The sequence below is a fragment of the Streptomyces sp. NPDC001381 genome (assembly GCF_042895685.1).
Taxonomy (GTDB): domain Bacteria; phylum Actinomycetota; class Actinomycetes; order Streptomycetales; family Streptomycetaceae; genus Streptomyces.
Map to the genome: position 1 here is coordinate 866,114 of NZ_JBIAWO010000003.1, position 22,296 is coordinate 888,409.

The window sequence follows — 22,296 nt, forward strand, 5'->3', positions numbered from 1 at the left end:
CGACGGCGCGCCTGAGCCGCGGCCCGGTCACCGGCACGACGCCCACCGGCCACCGGCCACCGACAACCGCCCGCCTCCACCTTCCGCCCGCCACCCCTCACCGCCCACCGCCCCACCGCCCGCCACCGCAGCCGGCGGCTCACCGCCCCGCCGCCCACCCGCCCCGTGGAGTCCCCTTGACCAGCACCCCTGTCGAATCGTTGCGTGTGAGCCGGACGGTTCATCCGCCGTTCGCCGCCGAACTCGTCCACACCCTCAGCGTCCACTCCCAGTACGTGCTGCACGGCAACATCCGCGACGACTACGTGGTGGCCGACGACCTGAGCGACGGGCGGCGGGTCTACCGGGCGGTGTCCCTGGAGGACATGCTGTGGGAGCCGTTGCAGCGGGCCGGCTACAAGAGCCTGCTGCGCTACGACCCGGTGGCGGGCTTCCGGGTCGCGCACAGCTCCGGCTCGGTGGACATGAACACGCTGCTGGCGCGCAACACCCGCCGCCTGCCGGGCCGTTCGGACGACTCCGACACCGACGAGGTGGCCCGGGTCCTGGAGTCCTTCTCGCGGGGCTGGGTCGGCGAGCGGCCCGGCCCGCCGCAGAAGGACCCCCGCTACGAGGACTACCAGCAGCCCCTGCACGCCGCCCTGATCGTCGACTACGCCTCCCGGATCCCCACCCAGGTCAACCAGCTCAGCGACGAGGAACGCACGTTCTTCCTGCGCTGTCTGAAGATCGCCGAGGAGGCGCAGCCCTTCGTCCGCGCCAAGTCGGGCCGCGCCCTGTTCAACCCGGTCATCTGGCTGGCGGACGGCGAACGGGACCTGCCGGCCTGGCTGGTGACGAGCGGCGTACGGGTGCGCAGCATCGGCGTTCCGGCGCCGGACCTCGGCACACGCCGCCGGATGGCCGCGCTGCTCGCCCAGCAGGCCGGTGTCCCCGGTGCCCAGCAGTCCGCCGTCCCCGGCACCGCCAGGCTGGACGTGGGCCCGCTGGTGAACCGGGACGTCCGGGAGGAGCCCACGGACGAGGACGTCGAGCGGTTCGCCCGCGCGGCCAGCGGGCTCACCCTGCGCGCCATGCGGGAGAGCATGCGGCTGGCCCGCGCCTCGAAGATCACCTTCGACCGGATGGAAGAGGCGGTACGGATCTACGAGCTCGGCGTCAGCCGCAACCCGTGGACCGGGGGCGCGGTGGCCGACAGCATCCGGGACGGCCAGGCCTACATCAGCGGCCGGGTGCAGGGCCAGGAGAAGGCGGTGACGCAGACCCTGGACGTGCTGAAGCGGGCCGCGCTCGGGCTGTCCGGCGCGCAGGCGTCCTCGCCGGCCGTGCACCGGCCCCGGGGTGTGCTGTTCTTCGCCGGTCCGACCGGCACCGGCAAGACGGAGCTGGCGAAGGCGGTGGCCACCACCCTGTTCGGTACGGAGGACGCCTGTCTGCGCTTCGACATGAGCGAGTTCTCGGCGCCGCACTCGGCCGACCGCCTGGTGGGCGCGCCGCCCGGGTACGTCGGCTACGAGGCGGGCGGCGAGCTGACCCGCGCGGTGCGCGAGGACCCGTTCCGGGTGGTGCTGTTCGACGAGATCGACAAGGCGGACAAGGGCGTTCTGGACAAGTTCCTGCAGGTGCTGGAGGACGGCCGGCTGACGGACGGCCAGGGCGTGACGACGTACTTCAGCGAGTGCGTCCTCATCTTCACGTCCAACCTGGGCGTGCACGGCCCGTCGGGCGAGGACGGCCGCCCCCTGGCCTCCTACTCCGGCGAGGAGAAGATCCCCGAGACACCCGTCGAGCGCGCGGATTTCGAGCAGCGGATCCTGGGCAACGTACGCCACCACTTCGAGCACACCCTGAAGCGGCCGGAGCTGCTGAACCGGCTCGGCGGGAACATCGTCGTCTTCCAGTACATCGACGCGGCGACCGCGCGGCGCATCTTCACCGGGCAGCTCGGCAACATCGTCGACCACATGGAACGCCAGAGCGGCCTGCGCCTGCGGGTGCTGCCGGAGGCGCAGGAGGTGCTGGCCGCGCTGTGCACGGCGGACCTGCGCAACGGCGGCCGGGGCATCGGCATGAAACTGGAGACCCATCTCATCAACCCGCTGGCCCGCGAGGTGTTCGACCTCGGCACGCTGGAGCCGGGCTCGGTGGTCACCGTCTCGCGGGTCACGCCCCTCCCGGACGGCGGGGTCGACCTGACGGTGGAGGCGTCGGCCGGCGGGGCGGTGCCGATGCAGAAGGCGGCACCCTGGTGACGGAGGGCCCGCGCCGCCATGTGGACAAGAGCCTCGCGGACCTCGACGACCTGCCGGTCATCGACGACATGGACGAGGACACCGTCCTCCCGCCCTACGCCGGCCCGTACTACGACGGGCCGGCGCACGACGGCCGGGGCCACGACGACCGGGACGAACCCGACTACCACCCCGACTACGACCCCGACGACAGCGACGACGACAGCGACAGCGACAACCGGCCCGACCCGCCGCCGTACCCCGGGCCGCCCCCGTCCCACCCCTGCTGGTCCTGCGGTGCGGCCGTGCCCCCCGGCTCCCCGGCCTGCCCGGAGTGCCAGGAGTCGACCCGGCATCTGCGGCTGATCGGACCCGGGTCGTCGGTCGACCTGCGGCACGGCGAGGGCCCGCCGCTGCGGCTGGGCCGGCATCCGGTGTGGGCGACCGCCGTGGCGGCCGCGCTCGCCGGGGACAAGGGCAAGGGCGTGTCGCGCCGTCACGCGGAGCTCCAGCTGACGCCCGACGGCGCGATGTGGCTGACCGAGTACGCCGACGGCACGCTGAACGGCACCTACGTCAACGACGTGCGGATCGACCGGGGCGCCCGTGTCGCCGTGAGCGACGGGGACGTCATCGGGCTCGGCCGGAACTGCGCCTTCACGGTGCTGCTGGTCGAGCCCGACGCGTGACCCCCGAGGACCTCACCCCGCCGGGGGCACGATCACGGCGCGCAGCGGTGCCAGCAGCCGGTTCGCCACCTGGGCGCCGTCGAGGGTGCCCAGGTCGTGGCTGACCAGCGGTTCGGGTGCGAACGGCGTGGCGCCGCAGCGGTCCCCGAACAGCGCCAGGGCCTCCCGCGGCCGGTGCCGCCGGGACTGCCACACCAGCCCCTGCGCCTTGTCGGCCTGCCGCCGCAGTTCCTGCGCCCAGAAGCGGGTGCGCGGATAGTCGTCGGGCTCGGAGTCCAGCAGCCAGCTGTCCTGGCAGACCGCCGCCAGGTCCTCCTCCACCCGCAGCGACACCAGGGTCAGCTCGGCCGTCGTGACGATCTCGGCGAGCGTGTACCGGGCGGCCTGCGCCCACGGCACCAGCCGGCTGCCGAGGACCGGGTCGAAGTCCATGGACCGCAGCAGCACCTCGGCCAGCGCGGTGGCGGGCTCACGCGTGGCGTACAGGTAGGGGTACGGGTCCTCGGCCGTGCAGTCGAAGCGGCTGCCGCCGAACAGGGTGTGCGCCGCGGCCTCCTTGAAGCCGGTCGCGGGGTAGTTGGAGCGGTGGCAGCGCCACAGCCGGGTGCCGGCCGGGAGCACGGTGGTGCGGGGCACCATGGTGACCGAGGGAGGGATCTGCCGTGTCATCGACCGCCGTCCTCCTCCACCAGGGCCAGCGCGGCGTCGGCCAGCCGGTCGTCCGGCACCCGTCCGAGCAGCGCGGCGGGCGCCCCGCCCAGCCAGGAGTTGCCGCCCAGCCACCAGTCGGCGGCACCCCAGGGGTCGCGGTCGGCGAGCAGGATGCGGTTGATCCGTACGACGATGTCCAGCGGACGGCCGGTGTCCGGATCGAACTGGAAGTCGGGACTGCGTCGCCCCGCCTGCGGGTCGGCCAGCACGATGACGTCGGCGGGCCCGGCCCCGGCGGCCGGGCTCCCGCCCGCGGCGGCCTCCCGTGAGGGCGCGGCCAGCAGCCTGCGCCGGGCGGCGGCGACGAGGTCGGCGACCGAGGGAGCCGGCGGTTCCGGTGGTGACGCCGGCGGTTCCGGTGGTGGCGCCGGGCGGTCCGCCGCCCGCGCCGACGGCGCCGCGTACAGCGCCTCCAGGGCCGCGAGCAGCGCGTCCTCGGCGGGCACGGTCGCCGTCGCGGCGGCTCCACGGCCGTAGACGTGCAGCAGCCGGGCGAGTTCGCCGGCCTCGTCCGGGACGGGCCACAGCGAGCGGACGATCGCCATCACCGCCATGGCGGCCCGGTCGGCGTCGGCGCCGGCCTCGCGGAGCCGTTCCAGCATGGCCAGGAAGTGCCGGTACTGCTCGTCGTCCAGCCACTGTCTGAGCTCCTCCCGGTGGCGGACGAGCAGGGCCAGCAGCTCATTGGTGTCCAACGTGTTCCCTCCGGGTCGGACCGGTGGCCGGTGCGGGATTGCCTTGGTGGATGAAGGGGGCCCAGGCCGCCACCGGCAGCGCCGCCTTGCCCCTGATCCGGGCGGCCAGCGGCCCGTGGAAGCCGGGGAACAGGGTGCGGGCCGGGTCGAGCGCCCACAGCTGGGTGAGCCGCAGCGCCTGCGCCGGGTCCGCGCCCTCGGCGAGGTGGTGGTGGACGACGTACATGAGGACGGCCGAACTCGCGTCGTCCACACCCCACTTGGAGCCGATCACATCGGCGGCCCCGCGGGCGGTGAACGCGGTGGTGAGGGTGAGCGCCTCGTCGTGGTCACGGGAGCTGAGGTCGGTCTCGCAGGCGCTGAGCACCACCAGCGGCCCGGCCCTGTCCCGTCCGGCCGCCGAGGGCGCCCCGAGGAGCTGGCGCACCGTCAGCGCCCCCGGGTCGTCCCCCTCGCCCCTGCCGGGACGGGCGGGGTGCAGCAGCAGCCTCGACACGGTGGGCCGGTCCCCGACGCGGCCGTGCACACTGAGCTGCACCAGCGTGGCGGGCCGCTCGGCCGTCCCGCCCGGCAACAGCGGCAGCAGCTCCTCGGGGGTGCCGTCGACGTTCCACATGTTGCGCGCGAGGTAGCCGTAGCAGCGGGCGTGGGGGTAGAAGGACTCCCGCACTCCCTCGACCTCGTGCTCCGCGTTGGGCAGCGAGAAGCGCGGATCCGCGACGAGCACGGGCGCGTCGGCCACCGGCAGCCGGGCCCGGGCGACGGACCGCAGGAACTCGGCCTGGGACGCGGCATGGCTGATGACGGCGAGATCGACCGCGTACACCGGCCGCTCCCCCGCCCCCGGCGCGATCCGGGCCGCGTGCCAGGGCACGGAGCCGAGGTTCCCGGCGGGCAGCAGCACCAGCCGCACCGGGTCCTCGGGCCGCGCGGGCCGCCCGGGCCGTACGGCGTCCAGCACCGGCCCCATCACGGCCGGCCCCGCCCAGTCGCACAACTCCTCCAGCGCCGCCTGCCACTTCGCGTCGGCCTGCGCGCGCCCGGGTGCGTCGAGCGGCGTCCCGGGCTCGGTGAACGCCGACCGGTCGCGGGCCGCGTCCAGATACCGCTCCAGCGGCCCGCGCTCCGCCCGGCCCAGCCCCCGCAGCTCCCACGGCGACGGCGCCGCCCCCGGCCGCACGACCAGCGCCCACCCGGGCCCGTCCCCCTGCCCCACCAGCAGGTGCACCACGGCGTCCACGCCGGCCCGCTGGGCAGCGTCGGCCACTTCCTGCCAGGCGGGCCCGCCCCGCAGGATCTGGGCGTCGCGGCCGGGCCCGGTGGCTGCGTCGGGTCCGCCCGGCACCCCGGTGGCGCGGTCCCGCAGCGCGGCCAGGGCGCGGCGGCGCAGAGTGCTGGGGATGAGGGTGTCGGAGGTGTCGGGGAGGCCGGCCGGTGTACGGGGGCCGTCGGCGCCGTCGCCCGCGCGGGCGGCGTCCCGCCACTGGGCGGCCAGTTCGTGCTCGCCGTACGCCTCCAGCTGCTCCGGCACGCCGGCGGAGGCCGCGACCGCCCTCAGCACGAGCGCGCGGCCCGCCTCCAGGACGCGCAGCGCGGTGGCGGCGTCGCCCGCCTCCGCGGCCCAGACGGCCGCGGTGACACCCCGGTCGGCGGCGGCGCGGGCGGCGGCGAGCCCGTGCTCGGCGCCGATCTGCAGCAGCACGTCCTCGGCGACCTTCTCCAGCTGCCGCTCCGTCGCCTCCAGCGCCCGCGCGGTGTCGCCCGGAGCGCCGCGGCGGCGGTACAGCACGGCGAGTTCCCGGTACACCTCCTGGGCGGTCCCGCACCCGGTGTGCTCGTCGATCCCGGCGCGTGCCGTCTCCAGTTCCCGCAGCGCGCCGTCGAGGGAGGCCGGGTCGCCGTGGCGCTCGTGCTGGACGTTGAGGGCGAGGGCGATGCCGTGCCGGGCCCGGATGTCCTGGTCGGCGACGACCGGGGTGCCGCCGAGCGCGGCGCGGGCCCGCTCGACCTCCTCGAGAACCCTGCGGGAGGACGGGTCGACGTACTGTTCCAGCGCTCCGGTGAGGGCCCCCATCGAGGCCATGACCCCGCGCAGGGCCACCGGCATCGCGGGATGCTCCTGTGCCTCGCGCAGATACATCAGCGCCCGCCGCAGCGGGGGTCCCACCATGCCGCCCGCGTTCCCGATGGCCATGGCCCGGCGCAGTTGCAGCGTGCCGAGGTTGAACAGGACGAGGGACGCCGCGCTGTCGTCGTCGGCCAGGCCCTGGCGCATGTCCAGCAGGATCTCGGCGATGTCGTCCAGCTCGTCGAGGTCGTCGTCGGCCGCGGCGCTGATGCGCTGGTGCAGCAGCAGGGCCCGGCCGCTGGTCGTCAGCTCCTTTCCGGCGGGCCCCTGCAGGCTGTCCCCCTCCGTGTCCCCGCGTCCGAACCGCTCGGTGAGCAGCCGGTGCGCGGTCGCCTCGTCGAGGAGGTTGCCGCCCTGCATGGCGGCGCTCGACAGCAGCCCGGCCAGCAGGATGGGCGACAGCCCGGCGGGGGCGTCCTGGCTGCGGGATGCCTCCAGCAGCGGCTCGCCCGCCTCGACCAGCCGCTCCGCCCGGCCGTCGCGCATGGCCAGGGTCATACGGACCAGACCGGCGGTCATCTGCTCCTGCCAGGTGCCCAGCGGCAACGCCTCGGCCGCCCGCTCGAACTCCTCGGGCTTCAGCAGACCGGGCGACATCATCTCCATCGCGGGCAGCCACTCCTGCGCGATGCGCACCATCTCCTCGGGGGTCGGCGGGCCGTCCGCGTCCGGGTCCTGCGCCCCCGGGCCGGACTCGGCCGGGGTGTCGGGCATCACCTTGAGCAGTTCCGCGGCCGCGTTCATGAAGAGGGCGATGTGGGGCGGCATGGTCCCCAGGGTGTCGGCCTGGGCGATCACGTCGAGGAGGGAGTCGCGGTCGTTCCTCATGCCGGCGATCATCCGCATGGCCCTGATCCAGCGGTCCAGGTCCGGGCGGTCGGCCGGGTCGGCCGTCTCCGCCAGTTCCTCCAGCAGCGAGGCCACTTCGGCGAAGTCCTCCAGCGAGCCCGGCCCGCCGGGCGTCATGTAGGCGGCGCCGAGCTTCATCATCTCGGTGAAGTTCTGCTCCCCCTGCCCCTGAAGCTCCGGAAGCTTCGGCACCAGCAGCCGGATCAGCAACCTGAGGACGGCTTCCCGGGACCGCACTTCGCGCTCCGTGACGGGAACCGCCGTCCGCGCCTCCCTGAGCAGCGTGATCGCCTCGGCCCGCTCCCGCTCGGGATCCGTCCCGCCCCCGGCCAGATGGCGCACCCCGAGCAGGGCCCCCCGGGCCATCCGCAGGGCCCGCCGCTCCACCTCCCCCACGGTCCGCTCGGTCTCCACCAGCTCCCGCAGCATCCGCTCGGTGACGGCCTCGTCGGGTAACGGATGGGAAGGGGGCGGCGGCGGAGCGGAACCGTCCCCCGCCGTCCGGGGACCGTTCCGCTCCTCGGCCGCTCGCTCCTCGGCCGCTCGCTCGGCGGCGGCCTGGTCCCTGGCGGCCTGGTCCGCGAAGGCCCACTCCCGGCTGAGCGCGGAGGCCCGGTCGAACAACTCCCCGCGTCCCGAAGCGGCGCCGCCGGCGCCCCCGGCGCCTCCAGTGCCCCCGGCGGCACCCGCGCCGACCGGCCCCCGCCTCTCTCCCGCTCCGGCACTTCCCTGCGTCCCGCCGACCGCCACGCGCGCCTCCCCGGATCCCCGTCGCCCCACATACTGGCGGCGCCGGGGCGCCCGCGAGGCGCTTTCGGCCGTATTTCAGCCGACCCGACCGGGAATCAACCGCACGCGGGGGCCCGCTGCGCCACGGGAAGCGGCCACCATCGAGGAGGGGGCGCCCGCGGCAGCCCGGGCTACGGATCGGGGGAGGCCCAGGACCCGCGGACGCCCCCTCCCGTACGGGAGCGAGCCGACGGGACCCACCACTCGGCGCACTACAACGCGCCGCACCCCACCGCGCCGCGCTCCCACCCGCCGCGCTACAACTCGACGCCGACCATCACCGGTTCGTTGACGAGGGTGATCCCGAACGCCTCCCGCACCCCGGCCACGACCTCGCGGGCCAGCGTCAGCAGATCCTCCGTGGTGGCGGCGCCCCGGTTGGTGAGGGCGAGGGTGTGCTTGGTGGAGATACGGGCGGGTCCGCTGCCGTATCCCTTGGTGAAGCCGGCCTTGTCGATCAGCCAGGCCGCGGAGGTCTTGGTGTGTCCCGGACCCGCCGGGTAGGCGGGCGGCTCGACGCCCTCCCCCATCCGCTCCCGCACGCGCGCGCGGAACACCGCGAAGTCGGCGTCGGTGAGGATGGGGTTGGTGAAGAACGACCCGGCCGACCAGGTGTCGTGGTCCTCGGGGTCGAGCACCATGCCCTTGCCGGCGCGCAGCTTCAGCACGGTCTCGCGGGCCTCGGCGAGCGGTACCCGGTCCCCGGCCTCCACTCCGAGCGCCCGCGCGGTCTCGGCGTACTTGAGCGGCGCCGACAGCCCGCCCGCGTCCTCCAGTTCGAAGCGGACCCGCAGGACGACGTACCGCTCCGGGTCGGCCTTGAAGCGGCTGTGCCGGTAGGCGAAGGCGCACTCCTCGTTGGTCAGGGTGACCGTCTCGCCGGCCCGGCGGTCGTAGGCGATGACCTCGGTGACGGTGGAGGAGACCTCCTGCCCGTACGCCCCCACGTTCTGGATCGGGGTGGCGCCGGCCGAACCGGGGATGCCGGCGAGGCACTCGACCCCGGCCAGCCCGGCCTCGACGGTGCGGGCGACGGCGTCGGTCCACACCTCGCCCGCGGCCAGCTCCAGCCGTGTCCCGGTGAGCTCGAAGCCGCGCGTGGCGATGCGCAGGGCGGTGCCCTCGAAGCCCTTGTCGCCGATGACGAGGTTGGACCCGCCCCCGATCACCAGCAGCGGCGTGCCCTCGGCATCGGCGGCACGCACGGCGTCGATCACCTCGGCGTCGGTGGCCGCGGTCACCAAGCGAGCGGCGGACCCCCCGAGCCGAAAGGTGGTCAGCGGGGCCAGCGGCGCATCGTAGATCTCCAACACAGCCCCAAGCCTACGAGACGCACCCCGCCCCCTACGCAGCTGCGGGCAGTCGTGCGGCTGGGGCGGCACGGGCGCGCGCAGCGGCACCCCGCACGCACGGGCAGGCGACCCCGCCCCCCGCCCAGCCACGGCACCGGCCGCGGCCCGTGCACGACCCCGTCCAGGACAGAGCCGTACACACACCGCACCGGAAACCGATCAGCCCAGCCGCACAACCGCCCGCGACATCCCCAGCACCTTCTGCCCCCCACTGACCACCGTCAGATCAACCCGCACGGTGTTGTCCTCGAGCTTGGCCGCCACCTTGCCACTGACCTCGATCACCACACCCTGATCGTCGTTGGGGACGACGACGGGCTTGGTGAAGCGGACCCCGTACTCGACGACCGCCCCCGGGTCACCGGTCCAGTCGGTGACGACGCGGATCGCCTCGGCCATGGTGAACATCCCGTGCGCGATGACGTCCGGCAGGCCCACCTCCTTGGCGAACTTCTCGTTCCAGTGGATGGGGTTGAAGTCCCCGGAGGCCCCCGCGTACTGCACGAGGGTGGCCCGGTTCACCGGGAAGGAGCGGGCGGGCAGTTCGGTGCCGACCTCGACGTCGTCGTAAGCGATCTTCGCCGTCATCGGTTCCTCACTCCCCCGCGTCCGCGGCACGCGCCACGAGCTTCGTCCAGGCGGTCACCACGTGCTCGCCGGCCTCGTCGTGAACTTCCCCACGGATGTCCAGGATGTCGTTCCCGGCCATGGACTTGATCGCCTCGATGGTCGACGTCACCGTGAGCCGGTCACCGGCGCGCACCGGCCGCTTGTAGGCGAACTTCTGGTCGCCGTGCACCACACGGCTGTAGTCGAGGCCCAGCTGGGGGTCCTGGACGACCTGTCCCGCCGCCTTGAAGGTGATCGAGAACACGAAGGTCGGCGGGGCGATCACATCGGCGTACCCGAGCGCCTTGGCGGCCTCCGGGTCGGTGTACACCGGATTGGTGTCCCCCACCGCCTCCGCGAACTCGCGGATCTTCTCCCTGCCGACCTCGTAGGGATCGGTGGGCGGGTAGGTCCGCCCCACGAAGGACTGGTCGAGCGCCATCGGCTCGGCACCTCCTGCTCTTGGTCTGCGTCGCTCTACTGACCGGTACAGGCCGCTCAACGACACGAGGCCGCCCCCGATCACTCGGGGACGGCCTCGCGTACGAGCCTGATTTATCGCGTTTCGCGGTGCGCGGTGTGCGCGTTGCAACGCGGGCAGTGCTTCTTCATCTCAAGACGGTCCGGGTTGTTACGCCGGTTCTTCTTGGTGATGTAGTTCCGCTCCTTGCACTCCACGCAGGCCAGCGTGATCTTCGGGCGGACGTCGGTGGCAGCCACGTGAGTGCTCCTTGACGAACGGATGGGACTGATTCAACGCAAGAAAGAGTAGCCGATCGAAGGACCGACCCCGCAATCGGCTACTGTCAGTAGCGGTGACCGGACTTGAACCGGTGACACAGCGATTATGAGCCGCTTGCTCTACCGACTGAGCTACACCGCTTTGATGCGATCGGGCCCCGCCTCACGGCGGGAACCTCTCACACCAGAGCCCCAATACGGAATCGAACCGTAGACCTTCTCCTTACCATGGAGACGCTCTGCCGACTGAGCTATTGGGGCGAGCGATGAAGACATTACACGGTCCGCAGCCGTTCACCCAAATCCGTTTCGCGGGCCCAGCGGGGGCTGCGGGGACGGGCCTGCCGGCGCGCGGGGACGGCTCCCCCGGGCGGGGCCGGCACCGGCCCCGCCCGGTCGCCGGAAAGGCCGTCCGCCCCGGTCCCGGCGGTCCCGGGAGCCCCCGAAGCCACCCCCTCCACACCCGCCACCACGCAAGTACGACTATTGCGCTCCTCCCCGTCGGCACCGGAGCTCCGCCCTAGGCTCGACTCACTCTGCGTGACCTGGCGTCCCCCTGCGCGGTCCCGGCCCTTGCCGCGCAGCCCCGAGCCCCCTGGAGCGCGATGCCCGACAGCCGGCCCCAGCCACCCCCCTCGTCGCCGACGCCGTCCGGTTCCCCGGGCGGTACGCCGGACCCGGCCGCGCTCCTGCTGTGCGGGGCACGGCTGACGGACGGCCGGACCGTGGACGTACGGCTGGGCCACGGACGCATCGAGGCGGTCGGCACGGCCGGCAGCCTGGCACCCGGCCCGGCCCGTGGCGCCGCGCGCGTCGACCTCGGCGGCTACCTCCTGCTCCCGGCCCCCGCCGAGCCCCACGCCCACGCCGACACCGCCCTGACGGCCGACCTCGACGGCCCCGTGCCGTACGGCAGCCGCGAGGTCCAGCGCCGCGCCACCGAGGCCGCGCTGCTCCAGCTCGGGCACGGCACCACCGCGCTGCGGGCACACGTACGCGTGGGCGACATCCAGGGCCTCGCCGCGCTGACCGCCGTACTGCGGGCACGGCGCTCACTGCGGGGCCTCGCCGAACTGACGGCGGTCGCGATGCCCCGGGTCCTGACCGGGGTGGCCGGAGCGGACGGGCTCGCGATGCTGCGGGACGCGCTGAAGGCGGGCGCCTCCGTCGTGGGCGGCTGCCCGGACCTGGACCCCGATCCCACGGGGTACGTGGAGGCCGTACTCGACGTCGCCTCCGAGCACGGCTGCCCGGTCGACCTGCACACCGACGCCTCCGACCCGGCCCGGCTGGCCCGCCTCGCCGCGATGGCGGGCGGTCTGCGCCCCGGCGTCACCCTCGGGCCCTGCGGCGGCCTGGGCCGGCTCTCCGCCGAGACGGCCGGCCGCACCGCCGACCGGCTGGCCGCCGCGGGCGTGACGGTGGTGTGCCTGCCCCAGGGCGGCTGCGGCGCCGCGGAGAGCCACGACACGGCGCCCGTACGGCTGTTGCGCGCGGCCGGGGTGCGGGTGGCGGCGGGCAGCGGGGCGTTGCGTGACGTGTCCAACCCGGTCGGCCGCGGCGACCCCCTGGAGGCGGCCTACCTCCTCGCCTCCCGCCACGGCCTGCGCCCCGAGGAGGCCTACGACGCCGTGAGCGCCTCCGCGCGGGCGGCCCTGGGCCTGCCGGAAGTGCGGGTCGAGGCGGGCTTCCCGGCCGACCTGCTGGCCGTCCGCGCCGACCATCTGGCGTCCGCGCTCTCCCTCGCGTACAGCCGCATCGTCATCCACCGCGGCCGCGTGGTGGCCCGGACGAGCGCGGTACGGGAGTACTGCACCTCGACGGCAACGACAGAACCGGGCCTGCCCCGACAGGGCCGCGGCCAACTGTCATAGCCCCGGCGCGCGACGGGACGGGGTGGTACGGGGGCGCGCGGGACACTGCGACACGCACGGCGGCACGGCACGGGACGCGGGGCGGTGGCACGGGACGCGGGATGGTGGCACGGGACGGGACGCGGGGCCGCGGCACGGCCGGGTCGTACGGCGTGCGGGACGCGCCGCCGACAGCCTTGCGAGACGGCTGGAGCCGCACGGCGCGCGAGAAGGGTGCCGCACGGCGTGCGAGAGGGGTCCGGTGCGGCGCGCGAGAGGGGTGCGGTGCGGCGTGGGAGAAGGGCGTGCGGCGCGCCCTTGCCGCGGCCACCCGGCCCCGGACGTACGCCGCACGGACGCCCGGCAGCACCCCGTAGCGCGCGCGGAACCCCGTACCGCGCACGGCACGGCGTGGCCCGCCCCGTGTGCGGTGCGGCGGACGGGGGCGGCCGGGCGTACGGTCGGAAGCATGCGCATTGTCATCGCTGGTGGTCATGGTCGGATCGCGCTGCGGCTGGAGCGGCTGCTCGCCGCGCGCGGGGACGAGGTCGCGGGGATCATCCGCACAGCCGGGCAGGCCGACGATCTGCGGGCGGCCGGCGCCGAACCGCTCGTCCTGGACCTGGAGTCGGCGTCGGTCGAGGCGGTCGCCGAGCGGCTGCGGGGCGCGGACGCGGCGGTGTTCGCGGCGGGCGCGGGCCCGGGCAGCGGCGCGGGCCGCAAGGACACCGTGGACAAGGGTGCGGCGGTGCTGTTCGCGGACGCGGCGGTCCGGGCGGGCGTACGGCGCTTCCTGGTCGTGTCCTCGATGGGCGCCGACCCCCGTCACGAGGGCAGGGAGGTCTTCGACGTCTACCTGCGCGCCAAGGGCGAGGCGGACGCGCATGTGCAGCGCCTGTCCTCCCTCGACTGGACGATCCTGCGCCCCGGGGTGCTCACGGACGACCCCGGCACCGGGCTGGTCCGCCTGGAGGCCCACACGGGCCGCGGTCCGATCCCGCGCGACGACGTGGCGGCCGTCCTGGCCGAACTCCTGGACACCCCGGCGACCGCCGGCCTCACCCTGGAGCTGATCGCCGGCAAGGCGCCGGTGTCGGTGGCGGTGAAGTCGGTGGCGGGGAACTGAGAGGCGCTCAGCTGAAGACCCCTCAGGAGCGCGCAGGGTACGGGCTTCAGAACAGCGGGAGCTGGCCCGGGAACTCGGGGACGACGTAACCGTCCAACGAAGGCTGGGAAGACCCCAGTTGGGCGGTCCTGCGCGACCCGGGGCAGGAGACGAGCTCGCCGCTCTCCCGGGCCCCCGGCGGGTCGTGCCGGGCGTACCGGCCGGCGACGACGGCGATCTCGCGACGGCACTCGGGGCAGGTTCTGCGACGGCTGGAGACGCTGGACATGGGGCCAGTCTGCCCCAGTGCGCCCCGCGCGCAGCCGGCCGCGGACCCGCCCCGCTCGCCGCGCGGAACCGCCGACATCTCCCTAGCATCCGTACATATGGCACATACCTTCGAGGAACTCGTGGCGATGCAGCGCCTGGCCGACGAGACCCACGCAAGGGTCGAGCAGCTACGGGACGCGTACGGCCCTCCGACGGCCACTCCGTGGTCGGAAACCCAGACCGGCACCTACGAGACCGCCTGGCGGGCCTGGCGCGACCTCGCCCGCGACGTACAGGCCGCGGTGACGGCGTACGCCAAGGACGAGGGCAGACCGCGCAGCGACGTGGAGACGGAGGTGAAACGGGCGGCGAAGTCGCCCGGCGCCTGACCGGTGGTCAGCAGACGACGTCGGTCGAGTTGGCCCAGAAGACGAGGAACGACCAGGTCTGCGCCCCGACGACACCGTCCGCCACGATGCCGGCGCACCGCTGGAACCGCAGCGTCGCCCGCTGGGTCACGGGCCCGAACTTGCCGTCCAGGGCGAGGTCGCGGCCCGACAGGGAGTGGTTCAGATAACACTGGGCCTGCTGCACGGCCCGCCCCGACGAACCGGCCTTCAGCGTCGGCCGCCCGATGGTGAAGTCGCAGACGTCCACGGGCCCATGGGTCACGGCTCTCCCGGGCCGCGCCGCGGCACTCTCCTGAGGCGCCGCGAGGGCCGGTCCTCCCGCGAGGAGAAGAGCGGCGACCAGGGTCCCACTGGTGAGCATGCGTCGCATGTCCATCACCTCCACAAGAGACACCCCTCGTACCACCGTGCGCTCCCGCCCCATGGGCCGCATCTCCGCCGGGCATGACGAAGGGCCCGTGACCTGCTGTAGTAGCAGGTCACGGGCCCTTGCGTTCCCGTGTGGCGGCGCCAGGATTCGAACCTGGGAAGGCTGAGCCGGCAGATTTACAGTCTGCTCCCTTTGGCCGCTCGGGCACACCGCCGGGGTTGCTGCCGTTTCGAACCGCTTTTCGGCGGTGCTCCCTGGCAACGACGTAAACAATACCCGATGGGGAGGGGTGCTTCGCCACCCGATTGATCTGCGCCGCGAGGACCGCAGGTGGCTAGGCTTGTCCGGATGCGGCCCGGGATCGGACCGGGCTCGGCGGCCGCCCCCACGTACGCCGATACGCACCTCACACGCACCCCGATACAAGGAGCCACAGGACATGGCCGACTCCAGTTTCGACATCGTCTCGAAGGTCGAGCGGCAGGAGGTCGACAACGCCCTCAACCAGGCCGCCAAGGAGATCTCGCAGCGCTACGACTTCAAGGGCGTGGGCGCCTCGATCTCGTGGTCCGGTGAGAAGATCCTCATGGAGGCGAACTCCGAGGACCGGGTGAACGCTGTCCTCGACGTCTTCCAGTCGAAGCTGATCAAGCGCGGGATCTCGCTGAAGGCGCTGGACGCGGGCGAGCCCCAGCTCTCCGGCAAGGAGTACAAGCTCTTCGCGGAGATCAAGGAGGGCATCTCCCAGGAGAACGCGAAGAAGGTCGCGAAGCTCATCCGCGACGAGGGCCCCAAGGGCGTGAAGGCCCAGGTGCAGGGCGACGAACTGCGCGTCAGCTCCAAGAGCCGTGACGACCTGCAGGCTGTCATCGCCCTGCTGAAGGGTCAGGACTTCGACTTCGCGCTGCAGTTCGTGAACTACCGGTAGTCGACCGCCGGCCCCGCACTTCCGGTGACGAGGGCGACGAGAGGGGCGGCCGCCTCACGGTGTCCGCCGCTCTCGTCCGGTCTGGGCCGCGTTCAGTCGCGTGAGTTGCCGAACAGCAGGCGGTAGACGATCAGGAGCACGAGCGATCCGCCGATCGCCGCCGCCCAGGTGGCCCCGTCGTAGAAGTCCTTGGTGATGGGGTGGTCCAGCCAACGGGCCGATATCCAGCCGCCGACGAACGCACCCGCGATGCCGATGAAGGTCGTTCCGATGAAGCCGCCCGGGTCACGGCCCGGCAGCAGGACCTTGGCGATGACTCCGGCCAACAGTCCCAGGATGATCCAGCTGATGATGCCCATGTCCTGAATCTGCCCTTCCGTGCTGTGCCCGCGCTGTCCGGGCACTGTGATCTCGCTCGCTCCGGACGGGCTGTGCTCGTCTCCCAAGCGCCCTCACCCGCGTCCTGCGTCGCACGCGGGTTCGTGTCGTGTTGATGATGACGACGTCACGGCGACACCGCTCGGTTCCGTGGATCAGTAGGGTGCGGCCCATGACTCAGTCCGGACCGCCCGCCGAACTGCGGCGGACCCTGGGCGTCGGCGACGCCGTGGTCATCGGGCTCGGCTCGATGATCGGGGCCGGTGTCTTCGCCGCCCTCGCCCCCGCCGCGCACGCCGCGGGCTCCGGGCTGCTGCTCGGACTCGCCCTCGCCGCCCTGGTCGCCTACTGCAACGCCATGGCGTCGGCCCGCCTCGCCGCCCTGTATCCGGCCTCGGGCGGCACCTACGTGTACGGACGTGAGCGTCTCGGGGAGTTCTGGGGATACCTGGCCGGCTGGTCGTTCGTGGTCGGCAAGACGGCCTCCTGTGCGGCGATGGCGCTGACGGTCGGCGCGTACGTCTGGCCGGGGCAGGCGCACGCGGTGGCGGTCGCGGCCGTGGTGGCGCTGACCGCGGTGAACTACGGCGGCATCCAGAAGTCGGCCTGGCTGACGCGCGCGATCGTGGCGGTGGTCCTGGCGGTCCTCGCTTCCGTGGTCGTGGTGTGTCTGGGCTCCGGGGTGTCCGACGCCGGGCGGCTGAACGTCGGGGCCTCGGGGGGCGTGGGTGGGGTGCTGCAGGCCGCCGGCCTGCTGTTCTTCGCGTTCGCCGGGTACGCGCGCATCGCGACCCTCGGCGAGGAGGTGCGGGATCCGGCGCGCACCATCCCTCGCGCGATCCCTACGGCGTTGGGCATCACCCTGGCCGTCTACGTGTGCGTGGCGGTGGCGGTCCTTTCCGTGTTGGGGGCGGGGGCGCTAGGTCGGGCGAGCGCGCCGCTGGCCGACGCGGTGCGGGCGGCCGGCGTGCCGGGGCTGGTGCCGGTGGTACGGGTCGGGGCGGCCGTGGCCGCTCTGGGTTCGCTGCTCGCGCTCATCCTGGGCGTCTCGCGCACCACACTCGCCATGGCACGCGACCGCCATCTGCCCGGCGCGCTGGCGGCCGTTCATCCGCGCTTCCAGGTGCCCCACCGGGCCGAACTGGCCGTGGGCGCGGTGGTGGCGGTCCTGGCCGCCACCGTGGACGTACGGGGCGCGATCGGCTTCTCCTCCTTCGGTGTGCTCGCGTACTACGCGGTGGCCAACGCATCGGCCTGGACTCTGGACGCCTCCCCGGCGGCGAGGGCGCTGCCCGCGGTGGGTCTCCTGGGCTGTGTGACCCTGGCGTTCGCCCTGCCGGTGACGTCCGTGGTGGCGGGTGCGGGCGTCCTGGCGGTGGGCGCGGCCGCGTACGGGGTACGGCGGTGGGCGCGTTCACGCTGACGGGGGCGCGAGCGGGTCCGGCCGGGGTCCCCGGCTTCCGGCATCTGCTCGTTCTCGGTCATGCGTCCATGGTGCGGGCCGCCACTGACAAGCGGGCCGGCCTGTGGACGACCGGCCGGTTGTGGACAACAAGCCCACCCCGGCGGGCACTCGCGGGGCCGCGTACACGGTCCGGGCGGACGCCTCGTCAGCGCGCGGCGAACGGCTGGTCCGTGGGCACGATCTCGCGGCCCAGCGGGAACAGCGAGACCGGGATCAGCTTGAAGTTCGCGATGCCGAACGGAATGCCGATGATGGTCACGCACAGGGCGAGGCCGGTCACGATGTGGCCGAGGGCCAGCCACCAGCCGGCGAGGACCAGCCAGAGCACGTTGCCCACGCAGGAGGGGGCGCCCGCGTCCCGCCGCTCGACCGTCGTGTAGCCGAAGGGCCAGAGGGCGTAGACGCCGATACGGAACGCGGCCACGCCGAACGGAATGCCGATGATCGTGATGCAGAGCAGCAGGCCCGCCAGGAGGTAGGCGAGGAACAGCCAGAAGCCGCTCAGGACGAGCCAGATGACGTTCAGGATGGTCTTCACTGGGGGCGACCTGCCATTTTCTCGAGCCGGGCGATCCGTTCCGCCATCGGCGGGTGGGTCGAGAACATCTTGGAAAGCCCCTGGCCCGGACGGAAGGGGTTCGCGATCATCATGTGGCTCGCGGTCTCGATCCGGGGCTCCGGGGGCAGCGGGAGCTGTTGGGCGCCCCTCTCCAGTTTGCGCAGGGCGCCCGCGAGCGCGAGCGGGTCGCCGGTGAGCTGGGCTCCGGAGGCGTCCGCCTCGTACTCCCGGGAGCGGCTGATGGCGAGTTGGATGAGGCCGGCGGCGAGCGGGCCGAGGATCATGATCAGGAGCAGGCCCAGCAGGCCGGGACCGTCGTCGTCGTCGGAGCGCCCGATCGGGATCAGCCAGGCGAAGTTGACCAGGAACATGATCACGGAGGCGAGGGCGCCGGCGACCGAGGAGATGAGGATGTCGCGGTTGTAGACGTGGCTGAGCTCGTGGCCGATGACTCCGCGCAGTTCGCGCTCGTCGAGGAGGCGCAGGATGCCCTCCGTGCAGCACACGGCGGCGTTGCGCGGGTTGCGTCCGGTGGCGAAGGCGTTGGGGGCCTCGGTCGGGGAGATGTACAGGCGGGGCATGGGCTGGCGGGCCTGGGTGGAGAGGTCGCGGACCATGCGGTAGAGAGCGGGGGCCTCGAACTCGCTGACCGGGCGGGCACGCATCGCGCGCAGTGCGAGTTTGTCGCTGTTCCAGTACGCGTACGCGTTCGTCCCGAGGGCGATCACGACGGCGACGACGAGCCCCGCACGGCCGAAGAAGCTGCCGATGACGATGATGAGCGCCGACAGTCCCCCGAGGAGTACTGCGGTCCTGAGCCCGTTGTGCCGGCGGTGCACGGTACGCCCTCCAAATCGTGCGGCGGGGGAACCCTTTGCCTGTGGTCGTTCCTTCTCCCCGGTGCCCACTGGCGCCGTGGTGTCACTTCCAGTGGAACCTTCCGTACTGGTCAACGCCAGGCGGGAGGCACTAGTTCCCTTGTGCGTACGGGCAGGGGTGTGGGCCGTCCGGGTGGCGGCGGGGCGCGTACGCCCGGCGGCGGGCACGTACGCGCGCGTGGGGCGCTAGAAGAGGCCGGTGTCGGTGAAGCGCAGGACCAGTTGGGGTGCTCCGGAGAGGACGATGCCGAGGGCGGCGGTGAGGACGATCGCGGCCGTGAGGGGGGCGGGGACGCGGTGCTCGACCGGTTCGCCCTCGGGGGCTCGGAACAGCAGCGCCGTCCACTGGAGGTAGTAGTACAGCGCGATCACGACGTTGAGGGCCATGACGACCGCGAGCCAGCCGAGGCCGGCGTCGACGGCCGCCGAGAAGACGGTGACCTTCGCGAAGAGACCGATGATGCCCGGTGGCAGTCCGGCGAGGCAGAGCAGGAAGAAGGCCAGGAGGAGCGCCGAGAGGGGGTTCCTGGCGTAGAGGCCCCGGTAGTCGGTGAGGCGGTTCTGCGCGCTGGTACGGCCCACCAGGGCGGCCACCGCGAAGGCGCCGAGGTTCACCGCCGCGTACATGAGGGCGTAGGCGACGGTGGAGCCGATGGCGTGTTCGGCGTCGTCGGTGTACGCGGCGGCGGCGATCGGTACGAGGAGGTAGCCGGCCTGGCCGACGGAGGACCAGGCGAGCAGGCGTACGGCGCTGTACGCGCGCGTGGCCTGCTGGCGGAGGGCTCCGACGTTGCCGACGGTCATGGTGAGGGCGGCCAGCGCGGCCAGGGCGGGGCCCCAGACGTCGGCGTAGGAGGGGAAGGCGATGACGGTGACGAGGATGAGGCCGGAGAAGCCGACCGCCTTGCCGACGACCGACAGGTAGGCGGCGATCGGCAGGGGGGCGCCGACGTAGGTGTCGGGGACCCAGAAGTGGAAGGGGACGGCGGCCGTCTTGAAGGCGAAGCCGACCAGGGTGAGGACCACGCCCGTCTGCGCGAGGGTGTCCAGCCGGCCGTCGACGTGCTGGATGCGGTCGGCGACCTGGGTGAGGTAGAGGGTGCCGGTCGTGGCGTAGACGAAGCTGATGCCCATCAGGCTGACGGCGGTCGCGGTGACGGACGACAGGAAGAACTTCAGGGCCGCCTCGGCGGACCTGCGGTCGCCGTGCCGGATGCCGACGAGGGCGAAGGCGGGCAGGGAGGCGACCTCCAGGGCGACGACGAGGGTGGCGAGGTCGCGGGAGGCGGGCAGCAGGGCGGCGCCGGCGGCGGAGGACAGCAGCAGGAACCAGAACTCCCCTTCGGGGAGTCTTCCGCGCGCGTCCTTCAGCGCGGTGACCGACAGGAGGGCGGCCAGCAGGGCTCCGCCGAGGACCAGGAACTGGATGACGAGGGTGAAGGCGTCGGCCGTGTAGCTGCACGCGCTCGGATCGCCGGTCAGGCAGAAGGTGGAGCGGTCGCCGTCGAGGAGGGGCAGCAGCAGGGCCGTGGAGGCGGCGAGTCCGGCGACGGACAGCCAGCCGAGGAGGGGCTTCCTATCGTCCGGGAGGAACAGGTCGGCGACCAGGACGACGAGGGCGACCACCGCGGCCAGGGTGGGCGGGGCGATCGCGAGCCAGTCGACGGACTGGACCAGCGACTCGGCGAGGGGCTGGGCCGGGGAGCTCATCGGGTGCCTCCTGCGAGGAGCTGCTGCACGGCCGGGTCGGTCAGGCCGAGGAGGGTTTTCGGCCACAGGCCGGCGATGACGGTGAGGGCGACGAGCGGGGTCCAGGCCGCGAACTCGTAGGTCTCGACGTCGGCGAGCTTCGGCGCGTCCTGGGGCAGGGCGCCCATGCAGACGCGCCGGACCACGACGAGCAGGTACGCGGCCGTGAGCAGGGTGCCGAAGGCGGCGATCGCCGTGAAGGTGAGGAAGGCCGGGCGGCTGAGGTCGTCGGCCGGGTCGAACGCGCCGAACAGCGCGAGCATCTCGCCCCAGAACCCGGCCAGGCCGGGCAGGCCGAGCGAGGCGACGGCGGCGAAGGCGAGCAGTCCGCCGAGGCGGGGGGCCTTGCCGTAGAGGGCGGCGCCGGTCTGTTCGGCGAGGGCGTCCAGGTCGGTGGTGCCGGTGCGGTCCTTCAGCGCGCCGACCAGGAAGAAGAGGAGGCCGGTGATCAGGCCGTGGGCGATGTTGGCGAACAGGGCGCCGTTCACTCCGGTCGGGGTCGTCGATGCGATGCCGAGCAGGACGAAGCCCATGTGGCCGACGGAGGAGTAGGCGATGAGGCGCTTGAGGTCGCCCTTCGCGCCCTGCTTGGCGAGGGCCAGGCAGGCCAGGGATCCGTAGATGATCCCGACGACGGCGAAGGCGGCGAGGTAGGGCGCGAAGGTGTGGAAGCCGTCGGGTGCGACCGGGAGGAGGATCCGGACGAACCCGTACGTGCCCATCTTCAGCAGGACGCCGGCGAGCAGGACCGAGCCGACGGTCGGGGCGGCGGTGTGGGCGTCGGGCAGCCAGCTGTGCAGGGGCCACATCGGGGTCTTGACCGCGAGCCCGATCCCGATCGCCAGAACGGCGATGACCTGCACGGATGTGGTCAGCGACCGGCCGTTGTCAGTGGCGAGTGCCACCATGTCGAAGGTGCCCGCCTTGATTCCGATCAGGAGCAGGCCGAGCAGCATGACCACGGATCCGAGCAGGGTGAAGAGGATGAACTTCCAGGCCGCCTGGGTCCGTCCCGCGCCGCCCCAGCGGGCGATGAGGAAGTACATCGGGATCAGGACCGTCTCGAAGGCGAGGAAGAACAGCAGCAGGTCGAGGACGGCGAAGGTGGCGAGGGTGCCGGACTCGAGGACGAGCAGCAGCGCGACGAAGGCCTTCGGGGTCGGGCCCGCGGGCAGCTTGAAGTAGGAGTAGAGCGCGCAGAGGAAGGTCAGCAGCGCGGTCAGGACCAGCAGGGGGAGGGAGATGCCGTCGATGCCGAGGTGGATGCGCACGTCGAGTGCGGGGATCCAGCTGATGTCCGTGCTCGCCTGCATCTTCGACGGGTGGTCGTGGTCGAAGCCGAGCGCGAGGACGATCGCGGCGACGAGGATCACGCCGGTGACCGTGACGCCGTGCCGGAGGACGGCCTGCTCGGGTGACTTCCCCTTCAGTCCGGGCGGGGCGGGCAGGAGAGCGGCGGCGGCGCCGAGGAGCGGGCCGACGACGACGAACGCGAGAAGGAACTGCATCACGGACTCGTTGATATCGATCACGCCTG

The 22,296-nt window shown here is 73.1% G+C and carries 21 protein-coding genes and 3 tRNA genes; 7 read left to right on the forward strand and 17 right to left on the reverse strand.

Going from position 1 to position 22,296, the window contains the following annotated elements; translation table 11 throughout:
* Positions 1 to 176: 176 nt before the first annotated feature.
* Positions 177 to 2,252, forward strand: coding sequence for an AAA family ATPase (locus tag ACFY2L_RS17550; protein ID WP_390658100.1), 2,076 nt, complete (start codon positions 177 to 179; stop codon positions 2,250 to 2,252).
* Positions 2,249 to 2,920 carry an FHA domain-containing protein gene (locus ACFY2L_RS17555; protein ID WP_390822720.1) on the forward strand — a complete coding sequence of 224 codons (672 nt, stop codon included), beginning with the start codon at positions 2,249 to 2,251 and terminating at the stop codon, positions 2,918 to 2,920. The genes ACFY2L_RS17550 and ACFY2L_RS17555 overlap by 4 nt, the downstream gene beginning before the upstream one ends.
* Positions 2,921 to 2,932: 12 nt before the next feature.
* Here the strand turns inward: ACFY2L_RS17555 and ACFY2L_RS17560 are convergent, their stop codons facing one another.
* The 9 genes from ACFY2L_RS17560 to ACFY2L_RS17600 all read right to left on the reverse strand — a co-directional run bounded on the left by ACFY2L_RS17560 (position 2,933) and on the right by ACFY2L_RS17600 (position 11,055).
* Positions 2,933 to 3,589, reverse strand: coding sequence for an RES family NAD+ phosphorylase (locus ACFY2L_RS17560; protein ID WP_390658098.1), 657 nt, complete (start codon positions 3,587 to 3,589; stop codon positions 2,933 to 2,935).
* Positions 3,586 to 4,326 carry a hypothetical protein gene (locus ACFY2L_RS17565; RefSeq protein ID WP_390822721.1) on the reverse strand — a complete coding sequence of 247 codons (741 nt, stop codon included), beginning with the start codon at positions 4,324 to 4,326 and terminating at the stop codon, positions 3,586 to 3,588. Before ACFY2L_RS17565 ends, ACFY2L_RS17560 begins: the two co-directional genes overlap by 4 nt.
* Positions 4,313 to 7,927, reverse strand: coding sequence for a CHAT domain-containing protein (locus tag ACFY2L_RS17570; RefSeq protein WP_390822722.1), 3,615 nt, complete (start codon positions 7,925 to 7,927; stop codon positions 4,313 to 4,315). Before ACFY2L_RS17570 ends, ACFY2L_RS17565 begins: the two co-directional genes overlap by 14 nt.
* 422 nt (positions 7,928 to 8,349) lie before the next feature.
* Positions 8,350 to 9,405, reverse strand: a complete 1,056-nt coding sequence (locus ACFY2L_RS17575) for a UDP-N-acetylmuramate dehydrogenase (protein ID WP_390822723.1) — start codon at positions 9,403 to 9,405, stop codon at positions 8,350 to 8,352.
* 198 nt (positions 9,406 to 9,603) lie between these two features.
* The gene (locus tag ACFY2L_RS17580; RefSeq protein ID WP_390658094.1) at positions 9,604 to 10,032 is read right to left on the reverse strand and encodes a MaoC family dehydratase; all 429 of its coding nucleotides are present in this window, start codon (positions 10,030 to 10,032) and stop codon (positions 9,604 to 9,606) included.
* Positions 10,033 to 10,039: 7 nt separating this feature from the next.
* Positions 10,040 to 10,495: a MaoC family dehydratase N-terminal domain-containing protein gene (locus tag ACFY2L_RS17585; RefSeq protein ID WP_390658093.1), complete on the reverse strand. Its 456-nt coding sequence runs from the start codon at positions 10,493 to 10,495 to the stop codon at positions 10,040 to 10,042.
* A 113-nt stretch (positions 10,496 to 10,608) separates the two neighbouring features.
* Positions 10,609 to 10,773: a 50S ribosomal protein L33 gene (gene rpmG, locus ACFY2L_RS17590; protein WP_003948671.1), complete on the reverse strand. Its 165-nt coding sequence runs from the start codon at positions 10,771 to 10,773 to the stop codon at positions 10,609 to 10,611.
* A gap of 90 nt (positions 10,774 to 10,863) precedes the next feature.
* Positions 10,864 to 10,936 (reverse strand) — tRNA-Met (locus tag ACFY2L_RS17595).
* Positions 10,937 to 10,982: 46 nt separating this feature from the next.
* Positions 10,983 to 11,055 (reverse strand) — tRNA-Thr (locus tag ACFY2L_RS17600).
* 344 nt (positions 11,056 to 11,399) lie between these two features.
* Between ACFY2L_RS17600 and ACFY2L_RS17605 the strand changes: the two genes are divergently transcribed.
* Both ACFY2L_RS17605 and ACFY2L_RS17610 read left to right on the forward strand, forming a co-directional pair.
* Positions 11,400 to 12,668, forward strand: a complete 1,269-nt coding sequence (locus tag ACFY2L_RS17605) for an amidohydrolase family protein (protein WP_390822724.1) — start codon at positions 11,400 to 11,402, stop codon at positions 12,666 to 12,668.
* Positions 12,669 to 13,116: 448 nt separating this feature from the next.
* Positions 13,117 to 13,773 carry an SDR family oxidoreductase gene (locus ACFY2L_RS17610; protein WP_390658091.1) on the forward strand — a complete coding sequence of 219 codons (657 nt, stop codon included), beginning with the start codon at positions 13,117 to 13,119 and terminating at the stop codon, positions 13,771 to 13,773.
* A 46-nt stretch (positions 13,774 to 13,819) separates the two neighbouring features.
* Here ACFY2L_RS17610 and ACFY2L_RS17615 read toward each other — a convergent pair whose 3' ends face one another.
* Positions 13,820 to 14,041 (reverse strand): hypothetical protein, encoded by a 222-nt coding sequence (locus tag ACFY2L_RS17615; RefSeq protein ID WP_390822725.1) that lies wholly within the window; start codon positions 14,039 to 14,041, stop codon positions 13,820 to 13,822.
* A gap of 97 nt (positions 14,042 to 14,138) precedes the next feature.
* On the opposite strand from ACFY2L_RS17615, the gene ACFY2L_RS17620 reads away from it, so the two are divergent.
* On the forward strand, positions 14,139 to 14,411 hold the full coding sequence (locus ACFY2L_RS17620; protein WP_390658089.1) for a hypothetical protein: 273 nt from the start codon (positions 14,139 to 14,141) through the stop codon (positions 14,409 to 14,411).
* A gap of 7 nt (positions 14,412 to 14,418) precedes the next feature.
* On the opposite strand, the gene ACFY2L_RS17625 is transcribed toward ACFY2L_RS17620, so the two are convergent.
* On the reverse strand, positions 14,419 to 14,802 hold the full coding sequence (locus ACFY2L_RS17625) for a peptidoglycan-binding protein (protein WP_390822726.1): 384 nt from the start codon (positions 14,800 to 14,802) through the stop codon (positions 14,419 to 14,421).
* 132 nt (positions 14,803 to 14,934) lie between these two features.
* Positions 14,935 to 15,016 (reverse strand) — tRNA-Tyr (locus ACFY2L_RS17630).
* Positions 15,017 to 15,241: 225 nt separating this feature from the next.
* Here ACFY2L_RS17630 and ACFY2L_RS17635 point away from each other — a divergent pair.
* Positions 15,242 to 15,730 (forward strand): YajQ family cyclic di-GMP-binding protein, encoded by a 489-nt coding sequence (locus ACFY2L_RS17635; RefSeq protein ID WP_390658087.1) that lies wholly within the window; start codon positions 15,242 to 15,244, stop codon positions 15,728 to 15,730.
* Between the two features lie 92 nt (positions 15,731 to 15,822).
* Here the strand turns inward: ACFY2L_RS17635 and ACFY2L_RS17640 are convergent, their stop codons facing one another.
* A complete protein-coding gene (locus ACFY2L_RS17640; RefSeq protein ID WP_390658086.1) occupies positions 15,823 to 16,089 on the reverse strand; it encodes a GlsB/YeaQ/YmgE family stress response membrane protein in 267 nt (88 codons plus the stop codon).
* A gap of 191 nt (positions 16,090 to 16,280) precedes the next feature.
* Between ACFY2L_RS17640 and ACFY2L_RS17645 the strand changes: the two genes are divergently transcribed.
* A complete protein-coding gene (locus ACFY2L_RS17645) occupies positions 16,281 to 17,531 on the forward strand; it encodes an APC family permease (protein ID WP_390822727.1) in 1,251 nt (416 codons plus the stop codon).
* Positions 17,532 to 17,718: 187 nt separating this feature from the next.
* On the opposite strand, the gene ACFY2L_RS17650 is transcribed toward ACFY2L_RS17645, so the two are convergent.
* The 4 genes from ACFY2L_RS17650 to ACFY2L_RS17665 form a co-directional block, all read right to left on the reverse strand.
* The gene (locus ACFY2L_RS17650; RefSeq protein ID WP_390822728.1) at positions 17,719 to 18,111 is read right to left on the reverse strand and encodes a YccF domain-containing protein; all 393 of its coding nucleotides are present in this window, start codon (positions 18,109 to 18,111) and stop codon (positions 17,719 to 17,721) included.
* Positions 18,108 to 18,971 carry a zinc metalloprotease HtpX gene (gene htpX, locus ACFY2L_RS17655; protein WP_390658082.1) on the reverse strand — a complete coding sequence of 288 codons (864 nt, stop codon included), beginning with the start codon at positions 18,969 to 18,971 and terminating at the stop codon, positions 18,108 to 18,110. The genes ACFY2L_RS17650 and htpX overlap by 4 nt, the downstream gene beginning before the upstream one ends.
* Before the next feature lie 225 nt (positions 18,972 to 19,196).
* Positions 19,197 to 20,720: an NADH-quinone oxidoreductase subunit N gene (locus tag ACFY2L_RS17660; RefSeq protein WP_390822729.1), complete on the reverse strand. Its 1,524-nt coding sequence runs from the start codon at positions 20,718 to 20,720 to the stop codon at positions 19,197 to 19,199.
* Complete coding sequence (locus ACFY2L_RS17665; protein WP_390822730.1) at positions 20,717 to 22,291, reverse strand: NuoM family protein; 1,575 nt, start codon at positions 22,289 to 22,291, stop codon at positions 20,717 to 20,719. Before ACFY2L_RS17665 ends, ACFY2L_RS17660 begins: the two co-directional genes overlap by 4 nt.
* Between the last annotated feature and the right edge of the window lie 5 nt (positions 22,292 to 22,296).

Bases quoted from the DNA above. Each gene is read 5' to 3' on its own strand.
- ACFY2L_RS17660 (WP_390822729.1), bottom strand. From the start codon at position 20,720: ATGAGCTCCCCGGCCCAGCCCCTCGCCGAGTCGCTGGTCCAGTCCGTC.
- ACFY2L_RS17605 (WP_390822724.1), top strand. From the start codon at position 11,400: ATGCCCGACAGCCGGCCCCAGCCACCCCCCTCGTCGCCGACGCCGTCC.
- ACFY2L_RS17560 (WP_390658098.1), bottom strand. From the start codon at position 3,589: ATGACACGGCAGATCCCTCCCTCGGTCACCATGGTGCCCCGCACCACC.
- ACFY2L_RS17640 (WP_390658086.1), bottom strand. From the start codon at position 16,089: ATGGGCATCATCAGCTGGATCATCCTGGGACTGTTGGCCGGAGTCATC.
- ACFY2L_RS17620 (WP_390658089.1), top strand. From the start codon at position 14,139: ATGGCACATACCTTCGAGGAACTCGTGGCGATGCAGCGCCTGGCCGAC.
- ACFY2L_RS17615 (WP_390822725.1), bottom strand. From the start codon at position 14,041: ATGTCCAGCGTCTCCAGCCGTCGCAGAACCTGCCCCGAGTGCCGTCGC.
- ACFY2L_RS17580 (WP_390658094.1), bottom strand. From the start codon at position 10,032: ATGACGGCGAAGATCGCTTACGACGACGTCGAGGTCGGCACCGAACTG.
- ACFY2L_RS17610 (WP_390658091.1), top strand. From the start codon at position 13,117: ATGCGCATTGTCATCGCTGGTGGTCATGGTCGGATCGCGCTGCGGCTG.
- ACFY2L_RS17585 (WP_390658093.1), bottom strand. From the start codon at position 10,495: ATGGCGCTCGACCAGTCCTTCGTGGGGCGGACCTACCCGCCCACCGAT.
- ACFY2L_RS17635 (WP_390658087.1), top strand. From the start codon at position 15,242: ATGGCCGACTCCAGTTTCGACATCGTCTCGAAGGTCGAGCGGCAGGAG.
- ACFY2L_RS17645 (WP_390822727.1), top strand. From the start codon at position 16,281: ATGACTCAGTCCGGACCGCCCGCCGAACTGCGGCGGACCCTGGGCGTC.
- ACFY2L_RS17625 (WP_390822726.1), bottom strand. From the start codon at position 14,802: ATGCGACGCATGCTCACCAGTGGGACCCTGGTCGCCGCTCTTCTCCTC.